At 64.8% G+C, this 15444-nt stretch carries 17 protein-coding genes; 6 read left to right on the forward strand and 11 right to left on the reverse strand.

All coding sequences use genetic code 11. From position 1 onward, the window contains the following. Entirely contained in the window at positions 1 to 888 is an 888-nt protein-coding gene (locus N2605_RS09120) for a VOC family protein (protein WP_260346384.1), read from the reverse strand. Positions 889 to 1154: 266 nt separating this feature from the next. Continuing rightward, the gene (locus N2605_RS09125) at positions 1155 to 1397 is read right to left on the reverse strand and encodes a hypothetical protein (protein ID WP_156446846.1); all 243 of its coding nucleotides are present in this window, start codon (positions 1395 to 1397) and stop codon (positions 1155 to 1157) included. A 182-nt stretch (positions 1398 to 1579) separates the two neighbouring features. Here N2605_RS09125 and N2605_RS09130 point away from each other — a divergent pair, with 182 nt between their 5' ends. After that, entirely contained in the window at positions 1580 to 2767 is a 1188-nt protein-coding gene (locus tag N2605_RS09130; protein ID WP_260346385.1) for a CaiB/BaiF CoA transferase family protein, read from the forward strand. Between the two features lies 1 nt (position 2768). Here N2605_RS09130 and N2605_RS09135 read toward each other — a convergent pair whose 3' ends face one another. Next, positions 2769 to 3491, reverse strand: coding sequence for a DUF72 domain-containing protein (locus N2605_RS09135; protein ID WP_260346386.1), 723 nt, complete (start codon positions 3489 to 3491; stop codon positions 2769 to 2771). A gap of 90 nt (positions 3492 to 3581) precedes the next feature. Between N2605_RS09135 and N2605_RS09140 the strand changes: the two genes are divergently transcribed. Beyond that, entirely contained in the window at positions 3582 to 3806 is a 225-nt protein-coding gene (locus tag N2605_RS09140) for a hypothetical protein (protein WP_260346387.1), read from the forward strand. Position 3807: 1 nt separating this feature from the next. Here N2605_RS09140 and N2605_RS09145 read toward each other — a convergent pair whose 3' ends face one another. From N2605_RS09145 to N2605_RS09165, 5 genes are all read right to left on the reverse strand, one after another. Then, positions 3808 to 4956 (reverse strand): amidohydrolase, encoded by a 1149-nt coding sequence (locus N2605_RS09145; protein WP_260346389.1) that lies wholly within the window; start codon positions 4954 to 4956, stop codon positions 3808 to 3810. A gap of 226 nt (positions 4957 to 5182) precedes the next feature. Then, positions 5183 to 6268 carry a mandelate racemase/muconate lactonizing enzyme family protein gene (locus tag N2605_RS09150; protein WP_260346391.1) on the reverse strand — a complete coding sequence of 362 codons (1086 nt, stop codon included), beginning with the start codon at positions 6266 to 6268 and terminating at the stop codon, positions 5183 to 5185. Between the two features lie 166 nt (positions 6269 to 6434). Continuing rightward, a complete protein-coding gene (locus N2605_RS09155) occupies positions 6435 to 7637 on the reverse strand; it encodes a calcium-binding protein (protein WP_260346392.1) in 1203 nt (400 codons plus the stop codon). A 267-nt stretch (positions 7638 to 7904) separates the two neighbouring features. Further along, a complete protein-coding gene (locus N2605_RS09160; protein WP_036004226.1) occupies positions 7905 to 9098 on the reverse strand; it encodes a M20/M25/M40 family metallo-hydrolase in 1194 nt (397 codons plus the stop codon). 67 nt (positions 9099 to 9165) lie between these two features. After that, the gene (locus N2605_RS09165; RefSeq protein ID WP_260346394.1) at positions 9166 to 10407 is read right to left on the reverse strand and encodes an MFS transporter; all 1242 of its coding nucleotides are present in this window, start codon (positions 10405 to 10407) and stop codon (positions 9166 to 9168) included. A gap of 344 nt (positions 10408 to 10751) precedes the next feature. Between N2605_RS09165 and N2605_RS09170 the strand changes: the two genes are divergently transcribed. Continuing rightward, the gene (locus N2605_RS09170; protein ID WP_036004230.1) at positions 10752 to 10976 is read left to right on the forward strand and encodes a DUF3606 domain-containing protein; all 225 of its coding nucleotides are present in this window, start codon (positions 10752 to 10754) and stop codon (positions 10974 to 10976) included. A 172-nt stretch (positions 10977 to 11148) separates the two neighbouring features. Then, the gene (locus N2605_RS09175) at positions 11149 to 11331 is read left to right on the forward strand and encodes a hypothetical protein (protein ID WP_036004233.1); all 183 of its coding nucleotides are present in this window, start codon (positions 11149 to 11151) and stop codon (positions 11329 to 11331) included. 113 nt (positions 11332 to 11444) lie between these two features. Here the strand turns inward: N2605_RS09175 and N2605_RS36365 are convergent, their stop codons facing one another. Further along, a complete protein-coding gene (locus N2605_RS36365) occupies positions 11445 to 11714 on the reverse strand; it encodes an HGGxSTG domain-containing protein (protein ID WP_081494512.1) in 270 nt (89 codons plus the stop codon). Then, positions 11711 to 12355: a hypothetical protein gene (locus N2605_RS09180; RefSeq protein ID WP_036026057.1), complete on the reverse strand. Its 645-nt coding sequence runs from the start codon at positions 12353 to 12355 to the stop codon at positions 11711 to 11713. The genes N2605_RS36365 and N2605_RS09180 overlap by 4 nt, the downstream gene beginning before the upstream one ends. Before the next feature lie 428 nt (positions 12356 to 12783). Between N2605_RS09180 and N2605_RS09185 the strand changes: the two genes are divergently transcribed. Beyond that, the gene (locus N2605_RS09185; RefSeq protein WP_225112708.1) at positions 12784 to 13767 is read left to right on the forward strand and encodes a Bug family tripartite tricarboxylate transporter substrate binding protein; all 984 of its coding nucleotides are present in this window, start codon (positions 12784 to 12786) and stop codon (positions 13765 to 13767) included. An 11-nt stretch (positions 13768 to 13778) separates the two neighbouring features. Here the strand turns inward: N2605_RS09185 and N2605_RS09190 are convergent, their stop codons facing one another. Beyond that, a complete protein-coding gene (locus N2605_RS09190) occupies positions 13779 to 14237 on the reverse strand; it encodes an NUDIX hydrolase (RefSeq protein ID WP_036004242.1) in 459 nt (152 codons plus the stop codon). Between the two features lie 106 nt (positions 14238 to 14343). On the opposite strand from N2605_RS09190, the gene N2605_RS09195 reads away from it, so the two are divergent. After that, positions 14344 to 15408, forward strand: coding sequence for a DUF1236 domain-containing protein (locus N2605_RS09195; RefSeq protein WP_036004245.1), 1065 nt, complete (start codon positions 14344 to 14346; stop codon positions 15406 to 15408). Positions 15409 to 15444 lie beyond the last annotated feature (36 nt).

Consider the following 15444-nt stretch of genomic DNA (forward strand, 5'->3'; position numbering starts at 1 on the left):
CTACCCCTCGTACTGATCCGGCCCCATCGCCCAAGCCGACTCGTCGTGGCCGACCGCGTAATTGCGGTTGTTGAGCGCCGGATTGCGATTGACCATCGGCCGCATGAACATCGGATGGGTCGCTGAGCGCACCTCGTGCTCGACCGTGAACAGCTTCTTGCCGCTGTCGAGATCGACGATGTCGCAGAACCGGTACTGGTATTGATTGTCCTCGCGCGAGATCAGCTTGCGCGCAAGCAGCTTGCGGTAGGGGCCGGAGAAGTCCGTGATGTACATCTGCACGTGGTGACCGTCATAGTCGGCTTGCGGCCGGTCGGTCTCGCGAAACAGCAGATGCTGGTTGCGGCCCGTCTTCACGGCGGCCACAGTGCCATCGCCGTTCCGCAGGCTCGCGGGCATGCCCATGACTTCAGGGTAGAAGGCGCAGATGCCGGCCGCCGTTCCCTTGGGCACGTCGAACTCGACATAGGGAATGCCGAGCGCGATCCGGCCGAACCGCGCCGCGTCGGGCTCGTAGCAGCGCACGCGGTTACCCCAGGGGCAAACCGCCTCGACATGGTCGTTGTGCTCCCTGAACGCGAACGTCGTGCCCTCGAGCTTCTTCGCGACCGATGCAAGCCGCGCCAGCAGCGCCTCGCGGCCTTCGATGACGAGGCCAATATGTCCGCGCAGCACCTGCGGCCGGCCGCTCGGCAGATGAAACTGGCTCCGCCCGGCATTGATCCACATGTTGGTGTCGGACACCATCAGATAGGGATCGCGGGTGAGCCCGAGCCCGGCGACGTAGAACAGCGTGGCGAGGCGCTGGTCCGGGACCTGGATGTTGACGTGCTCGAAATGGATGGCGTTGCCGAGATCTTCTGTGGATCGATCGAATTGCTGCGGCATCGTTGTGCGCTTCTCGCTGGGGGATAGACGCGTGCATCTTAAAGCATAGATTCCGGCCGTCGAATGCTTTCGCCGGCCCCGTGCCATGCGATGCGAGGTGCGGCTGACGCCCTGAAGAAATAAGAAAAATACAAGGTCAAGAACTAGCCGCCTTTCGGCGGCTAGTTCTTTGGAGGGATACTCCTCCCGCGTCGTCACCTAACCGTGATCGGAAGCACATCGGAGGAGGCCGCCCTGGAGCGGTCTCTTCTTCTGCGGATTGCCCGTTATTGGCCCCGCAGTTTTTCCCCGGTCTTTTCTCCGTGATCGGTGGAGCTTTTGACTTTGCTGCCGGACGTCTTGCCGGCGCCGGTCGTCGTCTTGGGGCCGCCCTTGCCAGCGTCATTCGCCATGCTGTTATTGGTCCGATCAACGCCCGCGCTCCCGGCGCCGCCGCCACCTTGGGCCAAAGCAATCGTGGAAGTCACAGCCAACGCAGCAGCAGTCGCAATCGTCGCTAGTTTTTTCATCGGGTTCTCCTTGTTTGGACTAAAAAAACCAAGCCTCCGATGCTCGAATCGTTCCTGGCGCCTGCTCCTTTGTCGCAAGACCTGAATCCGCGCCGTCATACTGAGGGCCGGCCCATGCCTGTCTTGATCTTGCCGTGGCAGCCAGTCCCTGTAATCTCCTTGGAACAACAGGGAAGAAGCCGATGGGAGGAGTTCTGGAGGGCGTGCGCGTGCTCGATTTCGGGCGCTATATCGCCGGGCCCTATTGCGCGACCTTGCTGGCCGAGTTCGGGGCCGAGGTCATCCGGGTCGAGAAGCGCGACGGCAGCGAGGATCGGTTCGTCGCGCCGGTGGGCGAAGGCGGCGAGGGCGCGCTGTTCCTCCAGATCAACCGCAACAAGAAGGGCATCACACTCGATCCAATGAAGGCGGAAGGCCAGGAGGTGATGCGCCGCCTGATCGCGACCGCGGACGTCGTGGTCGCCAACCTGCCGCCGCAGACCCTGCGCGCGATGAAGCTCGACTACGACTCGCTGAAGGCGATCAAGCCGGACATCATCCTGACCACGGCGACTGCGTTCGGCGGGCCGGGCCCGTGGTCCGACCGCGTCGGCTTCGACGGCGTCGGCCAGGTGATGTCGGGCTCGGTGTACATGACCGGCAGCGGAGATCCGCCGTACCGCGCCGCGGTGAACTGGGTCGATTTCGGCACTGCGCTGCACTGCGCGTTCGGCACGCTCGCCGCCCTGATCGAGCGCGGCAAGTCCGGCCGCGGCCAGATCGTCGAGGGCGCGCTGCTCGCAACAGCTTTGTCCTTTACCAATGCCACGCTGATCGAGCAGGCCGTCATCGACGTCAACCGCGTGCCGACGGGCAATCTCGGCCAGACCGCGGCGCCCGCCGACATCTACCGCACCAAGGACGGCTGGGTGCTGTGCCAGGTCACCGGTCATCCGCTGTTCAAGCGCTGGGCGAGGCTGATGGGCGAGGAGGAGGTGTGGCTGAACGATCCGCGCTTTGCCGACGACATCAGCCGCGGCAATAACGGCCGCATCATCAGCGAGCGGATGGCGCGCTGGTGTGCCGAGCGCACCACGCAGGAGGCCGTCGACACGCTAGGCGACGCGATGATTCCGACCGGCCCCGTGCTCTCGCCGCAACAGGCGCTGGATCATCCGCACATCCGCGCGGCCGGCTTCATGCAGGACGTCGACTATCCGGGCCTGCCGAAACAGGCACCGGTTGCCCGCGCCGCGGTGCGGCTGTCGGAAACGCCGGGCGAGATCGCGCACCGTCCGCCGACGCTCGGCGAGCACACCGACCGCGTCCTCGCCGATCTCGGCTACGATGCGGACGAGATCGCGGCGCTTCGGCAGAGCGGCATCATCTAACTCACAGCAGCTGCTTTAACGCCTTTGCATCGGCGGGTGCTGCGCTCTTCTGGTCGTTGTCGAAATAGACATAGACGTCGCAGCCCTGCCGCTTCCACGACTTGATGCGCTTGGCCCATTGCGCCAGCGTGGGTTTGGTATAGTGCCCGTGATAGCGCCCGCTTGGCCCGTGTCCGCGCACATAGACGAAATCCGCTGTGCGCTTCCACGGCGCCGGCGCGTCGTGATGATCGGACAGGCACAGCGAGATGTTCTCCTCAGCCAGCATGCGCAGGATGCGCGGCTGATACCAGCTCGGATGACGAAATTCGAAACTGTAGCGGCGTTTCCGCGACAGCAGCTTGAAGAACGAGGCGAGCCGGTCCGCGTTCGCCTCGAATTGCGGCGGCAGCTGGAACAGGATCGGGCCGGCCTTGCCGCCGAGCCGGGAGATGCGCTCCTCCAAGAGCTCCAGACTGTTGACGGAGCGGTCCGACAGGCGCTTCCAGTGCGTGATGAACTTGGACGCCTTCCAGGCGAACACGAAATCGCGGCCGGTCTGCTCCCGCCATCCCTTCACCGCCTCCGGCGTCGGCGTGCGGTAGAACACCCCGTTCAGCTCCGTGGTGTCGAACTGCCCGGCATAATAGCTGAGCTGCTGCTTCAGCGTCACGCCCTCGGGGAAGAACGGGCCGCGCCAGGAGGCGTAGTGCCAGCCCGAAGTTCCGATCAGAACGCGCGCCATGTTTCACGTACCATCCGTTGTTATTTGCCGGAGGGAACGTCCGTGCGGCCGATACGTTTCTCGTGAGCGTGAACGCGAGGACCGGAACCGATGTACGCGCTGTTCGAAGGCAACAAGCAGATCGGCAATCCCTTTCCGACCGAGAAGGAAGTGTGGGAAGCTGCCTTGATCGAGGGCCTCGTCACGGACGTCCCCATTGCGGACGAGGAGGGCGGCCACATTGTGCCGGCCGGCTATCACGTCGAGCGCATCGAAGAGACGGAGGAGACGTTCGCGCCGCGGCCGGACTGGAAGCTGCCGCGCGAGATCTCCTAAGTTAATTCGTCGCCAGCGCCGCCTTGGCCACTTCCGCCATCCAGCGTGAAGCCACGGGCAGGATCGCGTCGTTGAAATCGTAGCGCGGGCCGTGCAGCTCCGCGCCGTCGCGCAACTCGCCATTGCCGATCCAGACGAAGGCGCCGGGCCGCTGCTGCAGATAATGGGCAAAATCCTCGCCGGCCATGCTGGGCGCGAGATCACGCCGTACCGGTGCCTGCACCTTCTCCGCGGCGATGCGCGCGAGGTCAGCCTCATCAGGCGTGTTGATCACCACGCCAACGCCCCAGACGATCTCAGGCGTGACCTTGACGCCGAAGCTGGTCGCGATCCCGGCGCAGGTACGCGTGATGCCATCGAGGATGACGTCCTTGACCACTTCGCGGTGGTAGCGCAGCGTGCCGCGGATGGTGACGCGTCCGGCGATCTGGTTCGGCGCGGTGCCGCCTTCGATCGTGCACAGCGACAGCACGGCGGTGTCGAGCGGATCGACGCCGCGCGAGGTGACCGATTGCAGCGCGACGATGAGGTGCCCGGCCGCCACCACGGGATCACGCGTCAGATGCGGCATACCGGCGTGCCCGGCGTGGCCCTCGATCGTGATGGTGATGCGTCCGCCGGAGGCCATGACCACGCCGTCGTGCACGGCGATGGTGCCGGCGGCAAGGCCCGGCCAGTTGTGGAAGCCGAATATCCGCTCCATCGGAAAGCGGTCGAACAGCCCGGCCGCGACCATCGCGCGCGAGCCGCCAAAGCCTTCCTCGGCCGGCTGGAAGATGAAGTCGACCGTGCCGCTCCAATCGGTATCAGTGGCGAGCAGCGCTGCGGCGCCCAGCAGCGAGGCGGTATGGCCGTCATGGCCGCACGCATGCATCACGCCGGATGTCGTCGAAGCGTAGGGCAGTCCGGTATCCTCGGTGATCGGTAGCGCATCCATGTCGGCGCGCAGGCCGACCCGCCTTTGCGCATGGCCCCGCCTCAAGGTCGCGACGATGCCGTGGCCGCCGATTCCAGCCTCGAAGGGAATGCCGAGCTCGGTGAGCTTGTCCTGCACGAACGCGGCGGTCTCTTTCTCTTGGAGCGACAGCTCCGGGTGGGCGTGAAGATGCCGCCGCCACGCGGTCAGTTTCTGGTGCAGGTCGGGGGTCAAGGCAGGGGATCTTTCGCAAGGTGTCGGGTGCCGTCACCATAAAGGATTATCACCGCCACGCACCCCGCGCCTTGGAATGCCTCGCGTGCAGCAATGTGCGCTTTTTCCGTCATTCCGGGGCGCGCCTCTTGGCGCGAACCCGGAATCCATCGTGCAGCGAGCTCCGCGGCCCAACAGACTCCGGGTTCGCGACTTCGTCGCGCCCCGGAATGACGAGCAATGGGTGTTACGCCAGCTTCGCCAGCCCCTTCCAATCGAACCCAATCCCATGACCCGGCCGATCGGGCGCCAGCGCCAGCCCGTCCTTCAGCACCAGCGGATGCTCGATATACTTGTCGAGCCCGAAGCCGTGCGCCTCCAGATAGGATCGGTTCGGGCAGGCCGCGAGCAGGTGCACGGTGATGTCATGCGCGCCATGGCTGGTGACGGGCAGGTTGAACGCCTCCGCCAGCCGCGCGATCTTCATGAAGGCGGAAACGCCGCCGCAATTGGTGACGTCGGGCTCCGGGTAGGACACCGCGCCCCTGGCGATGTAGTTCTTGAACTCCCACAGCGAGCGCAGATTCTCGCCCGCTGCGATCGGCACGCCGCCCGCCTGCATGATACGCACATGGCCCGCGACGTCGTCGGGGATGATCGGCTCCTCGAGCCAGGTGAGGTCGAAAGGAACGAAAGCACGCGCGGCGCGGATCGCCTCCTCGACCGTCCATTTCATGTTGGCATCCGCCATTAGCGGAAAGCCGTCGCCGAGATGCTGCCGCATCGCGGAGATGCGCGCGACATCGGACTTGAGGTCGGGCCGGCCGACCTTCATCTTGATGGCGCGAAAACCCTTGGCGAGGTTGCCATCGGTCTGCTTGAGCAGCGCATCGACGGAGAGATCGAGGTCGATGCCGCCGGCGTAGCACGGCACATGCGCATCGAAGCCGCCGAGCAGGCGGTACAGCGGCAGCTTGGCGCGCCGCGCCTTCAGATCCCACAGCGCGATGTCGAGTGCCGAGAGCGCCAGCACCGCCGGCCCGCCGCGCCCGCCATAATGCAGCCCCCACCAGACATGATGCCAGATCGCCTCGGTATCGTCGGCCTCGCGTCCTTCGACCAGCGGCGGGATCTCGCGCTTGAGAATGTCGGCCACAGCCCCGCCGTTGCGCCCGACCGTATAGGTGTAGCCGACGCCCTCGGCGCCATCGGCATCGCGGATGCGGCAGGTGATCAGCTCGAACGCCGTCATGTCGCCATGCGTGGAGTCCGACAGGGTGATGGGGAGGGGGATCCGGTAGAGCCCGGTCTCGATGTTTGCGATGCGTGGCATGGTGCCTCCCTGATTTTTGTTCTTCGTAGGGTGGGTTAGCCGAGCGGATGCGCAAAGCGCATATGCTCGGCGTAACCCACCACTTCTGTCTCCGCGGATACGAAGATGGTGGGTTACGCCTAGCGGTTTGCGCTTCGCGCAATCCGCGGGGCTAACCCACCTTACGCTAGACTATGAAGTCAGTCGCCTCCAGCGAGGCCGCATGCACTCCGCTCAGGGTGATGGTGTCATTGGCAGTGAGCTGAATCACCGCATTGCCCGAGCTGTCATCGCTGATGAGGCCGGACAGGGTCGCCCAGTCGGCAAAACCGTAGTCGTGCAGGTTGATCACGTCGAGTTCCCCCGCGGTGCTGCCGACCGCGATGTTGCCTTGATTGAAGTCGTTGATGACGTCGTTGCCGGAGCCGGCCGTGAAGACGAAAACATCGTTGTTCGGTCCGCCCCACAGCTGATCATTACCCGCGCCGCCGTTCAGCGTGTCCGTGCCGCCGGTGATAGAGCCAGGGGTAGATGGCGCATAAGTCCGCGCATCGCCGTAGAGATGATCAGTGAACTCTCCGCCATTGAGGATGTCATTGCCGCCACGCGCACTGCCGGACATGTTCATGGCGTCGCCAATCAGCTGGGAGCCGTAGACGGCCGGCGGCGGCTCGCCGCCATTCGTCACGAAGGTCAGGGTATCGTTGCCACCCTGGGCATTGTCGGTCAATGACGTGAGCGAATCGCCGGCCAGCGTTCCACCTCCGATCGCCATGCCGCTGCTGATGCCGAGCGTGAGGTCGTCGTTGCCACCGATTGTATTGCCGGTCATGGCACCGATGGCATCCCCACTGAGGGTCGCCGTGCTTTCGTATGCATATTCGAATACGTTCAGCGTGTCGTTGCCGCCATGCGCGTTGTCGCTCATGGATCCCCCGGCATCGCCGCTGAACACGTTCTCGAAGGCGCGCCCACCGGTCACGCCTGTCAGCGTGTCATTGCCGCCTTGCGTGTTGCCCGACATGTCGCCTCCGGCATCTCCGTAAATGGAGATGTTGGAGCGGAAATTGCCGCCGGCGTCGGCGGTGAGCGTGTCGCTGCCGCCTGCAGCATTGCCCAACATGGTCTCGGCGTCGCCCATAATGGTGGCGCCGCTAAAGGGAAAATCCACGTTCGCCGTGAGCGTGTCGTTGCCGCCGTGGGAATTGCCCTGCATGACCGTGTCTTCGCCGATCAGCGTAACGAACACGTCCGTGTTGAGGATGGTTGCCGTCACCGTGTCGTTCCCGCCCCAGCCGTCGATCGGGAAGTTGGGATCTCCGACGATGGTCGCGGTTTGGCTGAAGTCCGGAAAGGTGAGGATCAGGGTGTCGTTCGGCATCGTGCGCATGGCGCATCACTCCCATTTCATGTCAGTCGCGTGACTCTGAAAACAGCGGAGGTCTCGGCGAGACGCACTGCGGTCACGCTTGGATCTGAATCTACTTGGAGTTGATGGCGGAGGTTTGCTCCTGACTCGGTTTGATTGCGGCCGAGGAACCGCGTGACGGTGCTCGCCATCGATGGCAGCACGGGACAGGTGCGGACTTCATGGAAACCGCGATCGACCCGTTAGATCAGAGCCGGGTTAAAGCGCTATGACGTGCCGTTTGCCATCTCACCGCATCGTCGCGAGCTGCACCGCCAGCGCGCAGGCGCGGTCGTATTCGTCGAGATTGATCCATTCGTCGACCGTGTGCGCCTCGTTCTGGCCGGCACCGAAGGTCACGGTCGGAACGCCGTGGCGGACCATCCAGTTGGCATCCAGGCCGCCATTGGCGGCGCGCACGTTCGCCGTTCCGCCCACGGCAGACACCGCCTCGATCGCGCGTTTGACCACCGGCAGGTTCTCCTTCATGCGGAACGGATAATAGTCGGTCTCGGCCTTGAACTTGACCTTGCCGGACTTGCCTTGCGCGTTGGTGACCTTCTTGGCCGCCTTCTCGAACGCGGCCTTGTAGGCCTTGGTGATCTCCTTGAAGAATTTTCCGTCGTGGCTGCGGCTCTCGCCGCGCACATGCACGTAGTCGGTGACGACATTGGTGGCATCGCCCGCGGGGCGGCCTTCGCCGCCGGTGACCGGGCCGACATTGCTGGTGCCTTGCCTCTTGCCCTTCACGACCTTGCCGAACCAGCCGCCGGCCTTCACGTCCGCAAGCGCCAGCGCCATGATCATGGTCGAGGAGATGCCGCGCTCGGGTGCGACGCCGGCATGCGAGGCGCGGCCGAAGATCTCGACGGTCCAACGGTCGGCGCCGACGGCCCCGATCACGACGTTGGAGGCCGAGCCGCCGTCATAGTTGAACGCCATCACGGGCTTGCCGAGCTCGTCGAGCTTGACGTGCCGCGCGCCATAGAGCCCGCTCTCCTCGCGCACGCAGAACAACAGCGTGATCGGCGGATGATCGAGCTTCTGCTTTTGGAGCTCGGCGGCCAGCGTCACCAGCACGCCGCAGCCGCAGCGATTGTCGCCGCCGAGCGCGGTCTTGGCGTCGTTGACGATCTTGCGCCCCATCAACTTTGGCTTGGCACCGGCGCACAGCGGCACCGTGTCCATGTGGGTCATGAACATGATGCGTGGATGGTTGTGCAGCGCGCCGCGGCCGGGCAGGTCGACGATGAGGTTGCCGGTCTCGGTCGGCACCGGAATGCGCGTGTTGGCGTCATCGAGCCGGATCGCCTTCGCCGGCACACCGCTCTCCTTCAGCGCAGCCGTGAGCTCCCGCCCGATCGCCGCCTCCTGCCCGGTGACGCCCTCCACGGCGAGGAAGCGCATGAGACGATCGGTGGCGGCTTTGGTGTCGACAGGCATGGACTCGAATTCCCTTGATGCGGATGGCGGCGCAGCATCTCCTGCGCTTCCGCATTTCGCAAGGGGCTCAGACGCGCTGCGTGTAGATCAAGAAAATCAGCACGCCGACCGCCAGTGCCGCCGCCATGAACAGCAGCACCGCCGGCAGCCCCGCGAGTGCGGCCACCGCGCCGGTGACGGATTGCATCAGCGCAGTGCCGAGAAAGAAGGCGAGATTGACGGCCGCAAGCGCCTTGCCGGCGACCTGCGCATCGACGAGTTGCCTGGACATGCCGAACAGCAGCGGCTGCGCCGAGGTGAAGAGCCCGATGAGCACGAACAATGCCAGATCGTAGGAGGGCGGCATGACGTTCACGCCGAACAGCCATGCAACGGCAAAGTGCGGCGCTCCCAGCGCCATCAGCGCGAGCAGTAGCGCCGCGATCGCATGCGTGCCGGCGACCAGCTCGCGGCGGCGGCCGAGCCTGCGGTCGATCATGCCGACGAGCAGCGGGCCTGCGATCATCGCCAGCGTAAACGCGCCGAGCTGGTTGCCGGCCTCGATCCGCGTCAGGCCCTTGATCTCCATCAGCCAGGGTCCTCCCCACACGCCGCGCAGCACCAGCGTGCTCGCCAGCGACACCATCGCCAGCGCGATCACGCCGCGCAGCGGCCGTGACAGGCCGAGCCTGACCACATCGATCATCTGCGACAGCGGCGAGGACTCGTCCTTGTGCTCGGCCGGCTGGTGCGGCACCAGTACGAACACCGCCAGCGCGACGAGGATGCCGCCGATTGCGGAGATCCAGAACCCGGCGCGCCAGCCGTAAGTATCGATCACGAAAGCGAGCGGGCTCGCCGACAGCAGCATGCCGATATTGCCGATCGAGAGGATGGCGCCCGACCACAATCCGAATCGCGCCGCCGACAATTGCTTGGCTGCGAGCGTCATCGGGCACATCAGCATGCCCGAGGTGGCGACGCCGAGCAGCAGTTGCCCGACGGCGAAGCTCTCGGGCCCCGTCGCAAACCCCGAGGCCATCGCGCCGAACACGGTTCCCGCCAGCAGGGCGAGCGACACCGGCCGCACGCCGAACCGGTCCATCGCCGCGCCGACCGGGATCTGCGAGGCTGCAAAGGCAAAGTGGTAGACCGACGTGAGGCTCGCCAGCGCCTGCGGCTCGATGTGGAAATCCGCCGCCATCAGGTCGAGGCTCACCGCCGGAATGGTGCGCAGCAGGGTCGACAGCATGTGGCCGCAGGCGAGCGCGACCAGCGCGAAGATCAGCGCGCGGGTGGCGGTGCCCGCGTCGTCGTCGGCGTTGGCCATGAGCGTCCCGTCCCGAGAAGGTTTTGGGGTGAGTTACATGATCGAGGGGGCGGGTGCCAATGGCGGCAGCGCGCCCCCCTCATGCCGGAATGTGACCTCGGACTGGTACTCGACCTCTCGAGCAATGCCATTGCCGAGAGGTTAGCCGCATTGCAACGCACCACCTTCGAGACGGCACTCAGCCTGGTAGGGAGTCATGGCGTTGCGCCGCGGGGATAAAGTGTTGTGGGCGTCTCCGCGGTGCGCGCGACGGTTGCATCATCTTCGCTCTTGGGAGCTTCCGTTGGCGAACGTAGGAACAAAGGAGACATCGTCTCTCTTACCTAGGTTAGGGAGACCTGATCATGCTGTCCTCGAGACCGCCACGGCCCATTCGCACGACGCTCGATCTTTCGAACGCTGAGCAGGTCAAGTCGGTCCGCAGGCGGCTTCGCATCTCCAATGCCGATCTGGTCAGGATCGTCGACAAGATCGGCAACTCTCTGGCGGCCATCGAGAAGGAAGTGGAGCTCGAAAAGCTGGCCGTTCAGCAAGGTAGTGCCAGGGACGCAGCGACGACCCTCGAATGAATCCAACCCATCACGTGGGAAAGGAGAATTGCGATGAACAGTCTGATCTACCTCATAGGGCTCATCGTTGTGATCGCCGTCATTCTTTCGTTCTTCGGCTTGCGATGACCCGCCACGGCCCGGCAGGCGACCGCCGCGCCGGTGAAGTCATTCTTAATGTCGCGTGCAGCAAATGGTTGATGCGCACCAGGTCAATACCATCATAGCGACGACGCTTTGTGCGTTCTTCGAGCGGCTTCCCGACGCTCAAATCGGCACTGAGGAAGCCAAGCTGCTGGCCAAGCAAATCACTGAAGCGCTGAACGCAGCTGGGCTGCAGATTGTCCCTGTGGCTCCGGCGAGCACAAGGCCCTAGTTCTATGGCTGCGGCACCGAGCTTTCTGGCTTAAGGCTCCATCAGAGCTTCGTTTTCTTGAGATCATGTCTCGCGCCGGAATGGCGTCATCCGCGTCGCTCCTGGGCCGCAATCTATTTCAACTCGATCAGCAGCTTCCAAGCGTCCTCCAGCAAGGCCTTCATCCGGTGTCGCTCGGCGCGGGCGTCCGGTGTGCACATTCCATGTTGATATGCATTCCGGTTGCCCTTCGGAGCGCCCGATCTTGGCGCGCCGCCATGCATGCGGCAGCGGCGCTTGCCGTGCACGGCTGGCGCGCGGCACGCGAGACCGCGGCGCGTCTGCGCCCCGCAGCGCGGGCTCGACTGCATTGCATCGGTATGACGGATGTGATCGCGAGTCATACGCAGGCGCCACTCGTATGGACCTCGCGGCCTGCGCCCGTTTCTGCATTCGAAGTCGTCTCCATTGCGCCAGCCTCCGCAATGATCATGCTGGCATGCTGCGTGACGTTGCCCACGATCGCCCGTCCGCCGTCCTGCACCGACAAATTCTGCACCGTGATCGCGCGCTCGTCGCTGTTGCGGTGGCGGTTCAGCGCTTCGACCTGGGCGGCGAAGGTGCGGGAGAGCCGGGTCAAGGCGCGGGCGATGCCCTCCTGCTGCGTCAGATCGTCGGTGCAGGCGAGACGGCAGGCACAGCGCATCGCCGCCATGTGCACCGACACCATCTGGGAGACCAGCAAGGCCTCGATGGAATCCTTCGGCGCGATGCTCCTGATGGTCGAGATCATGAAGGCGAGATTGGCCTCATCCGGCTTCTGCCCGACCACGCTGGCCTTGACCAATTGCCTCAATATGCCGTGCATCGCGTCGCGGTCGGCGGCGCCGAGCGCCTCGGCCAGCAGCCGCTCGCCGGTGTGCGGGTCGGGATGGCGGATCGCAATGCGCCGCTTGTAGAGTTTTACGCGCGGGGTCGCGGCGGGGACGCTGCGATCGGATGCCGCGAGCGGCGAGGGGATGTGGCGTTCGAGAGCTGTCGTCATGGGCATGTGTCCTTTGAGCGCGCAAGCGCGAACGGCCGTTCGCCGCTGCGCGCGAATGCGGATTTCGGATGTCGATGAAGGGTTTAGACGCAACCGCGTCGGCACGGGTCCGGACCGGCAGGCCGTGACGCTCGCGACTGTTGCGATGATGGCATTATGGCACTGTTTTGCCCGACGCGACAGAATTTATTTCGTAAATCCGAAAAATTTCCTCGGCCCTGCGCAAGCATTTGTTCTGAAAGGGGCGGTCTACTGTGCATGGGGTTGTTTTCGCACTTTTGTATTGGAAGCGGCACGCACGTGCCGTGCGGCGGAATGCCGGCGCTCAAACGCGATTGCGAAATCCGGCACGGCCGCTATTCATGACTTCTACGGCGTCGCACCAACAAGCATGCACAAGCGACGCCAAGAGGTCTGGGAGAGAACGAATGCAACGAACCGCCCGCCTGCTGGCAGTCATCGCAGCTCTATGCGCCTTGGCGCCGGCGACAGAGGCTCTCGCGCAGAAATATCCGTCGCGGCCGGTCAAGATCATGGTCGGCTTCAGTGCGGGCGGCCCGGTCGACGTCGTCGCGCGCATCATTGGCGACCGCTTGAGCAACAAGCTCGGCCAGCCCTTCGTGGTCGAGAACCGCGCCGGCGCCAACGGCATGATCGCGGCCGAAGCCGTCGCGCGCGCCGAGGCGGACGGCTACACCATGCTCGCCTGCAACTCGTCGACGATCACGCTGAACAAGACGCTGTTCAAGGACATCCGCTACGATCCGCAAGTCGACTTTGCATCGCTCACCACGGTGGTCTCGGCGCCGCTCGTCCTCGTCGTCAATCCCGAGAATCCCAAGACGGCGAACGTCAAGTCGGTGGCCGATCTCGTCGCTGCGGCGAAGGCCGCGCCCGGCGCGCTCGCCTACGGCTCCGGCGGCAACGGCAATCTCGCCCATCTCGCCATGGAGCTGCTCAGCCAGAAGGCCGGCATCAAGCTGATCCATGTGCCCTATCGCGGCGGCTCGGCCGCCGAGGTCGGCATTCTCGCGCAGGAGGTGCTGGCAGTGTTCGATCCGCTCTCCGCCGTGCCGCTGGTCAAGGCCGGCAAGCTGCGCGCGCTGGCGGTGTCCTCGGCCGAGCGGCTGCCGGCGCTGCCCGACGTGCCGACCGTGGCGGAAGCCGGCTATCCCGGATTCGACATCTCGTTCTGGGTCGGCTTCTTCATGCCGAAGGCAACGCCCGCGCCGATCCTGGAAACCCTGCATCGGGAGATCGTCGCCGCCGCCAAGGATCCCTCGGCCGAGGAGAAGCTCGGCGCGCAAGGCGTCGTCAGCGTGCTCAGCCCAGCCGACTACGCCGCGAAGATCGCCAAGGAGACCAAGGAGCTCGCGGAGGTGGTTGCGGCCGCGAACATCAAGGCGGAATAGGGCGCGACGCGCTATCTGCCGATCAGCAGCTTAAGCCGGTCGAGCAGCGGACGCTGTCCTGCATTGATCTTCTCCTGCGCCGCGTCGAGCGTGAACCATTCGGCGCGGTCGACTTCCGGAAAGGCCTGCCGCTTGCCGCTGCGCGGCGGCCATTGCATCTCGAACGTGTTGCTGCGAATGCTGCGCACGTCGAGATCGAGCTCGGCCGCGAACGCGGTGACGAGCTTGCCCCCGCGCTGCCTGACCTGGCCCAGCGGGGTCAGCGGCATGGAAAGCTCCTGTCCTAGCTCCTCGGCGAACTCACGTCGCGCCGCGATCTCCGCGTCGTCTCCGTCCGTGTATTCACCCTTCGGGATCGACCATGCGCCGAGATCCTTGTTGCGCCAGAACGGCCCTCCGGGATGGACCAGGAGCACCTCGATGTTCCCACGCTTGCGATAGGCGATGATCCCGGCACTCTTCGATGGCATTGCAGGTTCCGCAAAAAGAGCCGCGGCCTTCCCTCGGGAAAAAGTGGAACTGCGCGTCCTAGCGCAGGTTAGTAGCCAATGTTCATTTGATGAAAGGGAGTGAACCATGATCCGCCTGTTGGCAACCACCGCAATGGGGGTGGTGCTGGCGAGCGCCGCGTTTGCGCAATCGCCCAGCACGAATCCGCCGTCTCAGCAGACGCCGCAGTCCCAGTCGAACTCCACCGCGCCATCCACGACCTCGCCGTCGAGCGCGACCGACAAGCAGCAGACCACATCGCAACCGCAGCAATCCCCGTCGTCGGGAACGCCGGCCCAGACCACGCAGACCAATCCACCATCGTCCGGCTCCGGCACCGCCAATACGGGCTCGACTGCGCAGTCGCAGAGCGGGACGGCGAATTCCAATGCAGCCGGTAACCAGCCTGCAACGCAGCAGAGCGCCAACCCGCCAGCTGCGAACACCAACCAGGCACAGGACCGGTCCAATCCGCCGCCGGCCAGCAATCAAGCCCAGCAGGCACCGGCCGCATCTGGAACCAACCAGGCCCAGCAGGCACCGACTGCGCCGACGAGCAACCAGGCGGCCGCCCAGGCCGACGTCAACCTCAACAAGCAGCAGGAGACCAAGATCAGCGCGTCGATCTCGCACCTCAACGTGCGGCCGCTGACCAACGTCAATTTCGCGCTGAACGTCGGCACGGTGGTGCCGCGCGACGTGCACCTCTCGACGCTGCCGCCCGACGTCGTCGAGATCGTGCCGCAATATCGCGGCTACAGCTTTGCGCTGGTGAAAGATCAGATCGTCGTGGTCGATCCGGCGACCTACAAGATCGTGACGGTGCTGCCGTACTCAGGCCAGTCCACGGCGACAACGACGACGACGCGCGAGCGCAGCGCCAGCAAGTTCTCGGATCGCGATCGCGAGGTGATCCGCAAGCATGCGAAAACCCGTACCGAGGGACGCAAGGAAGTGCGGACCACCGGCAGCACAGCGCGCAGTGAGATCCGCGTCGGTGACCGTCTTCCCGAGAGCGTCGAGGTCGAGGAATTCCCGACCACGGTCTACCGCGATGCGCCGGGCTTGCGTGAATATCGCTACATCCACCGCGACACCCGGACCTATGTCATCGAGCCGCGCGAGCGGCGAGTGATCGAGGAGATCGACTAGGTCGATTTGGGTCGGAGCCGCCGCAAGCGAGCGGCT

Source organism: Bradyrhizobium yuanmingense (assembly GCF_025200905.1).
Taxonomy (GTDB): Bacteria; Pseudomonadota; Alphaproteobacteria; order Rhizobiales; family Xanthobacteraceae; genus Bradyrhizobium; species Bradyrhizobium yuanmingense.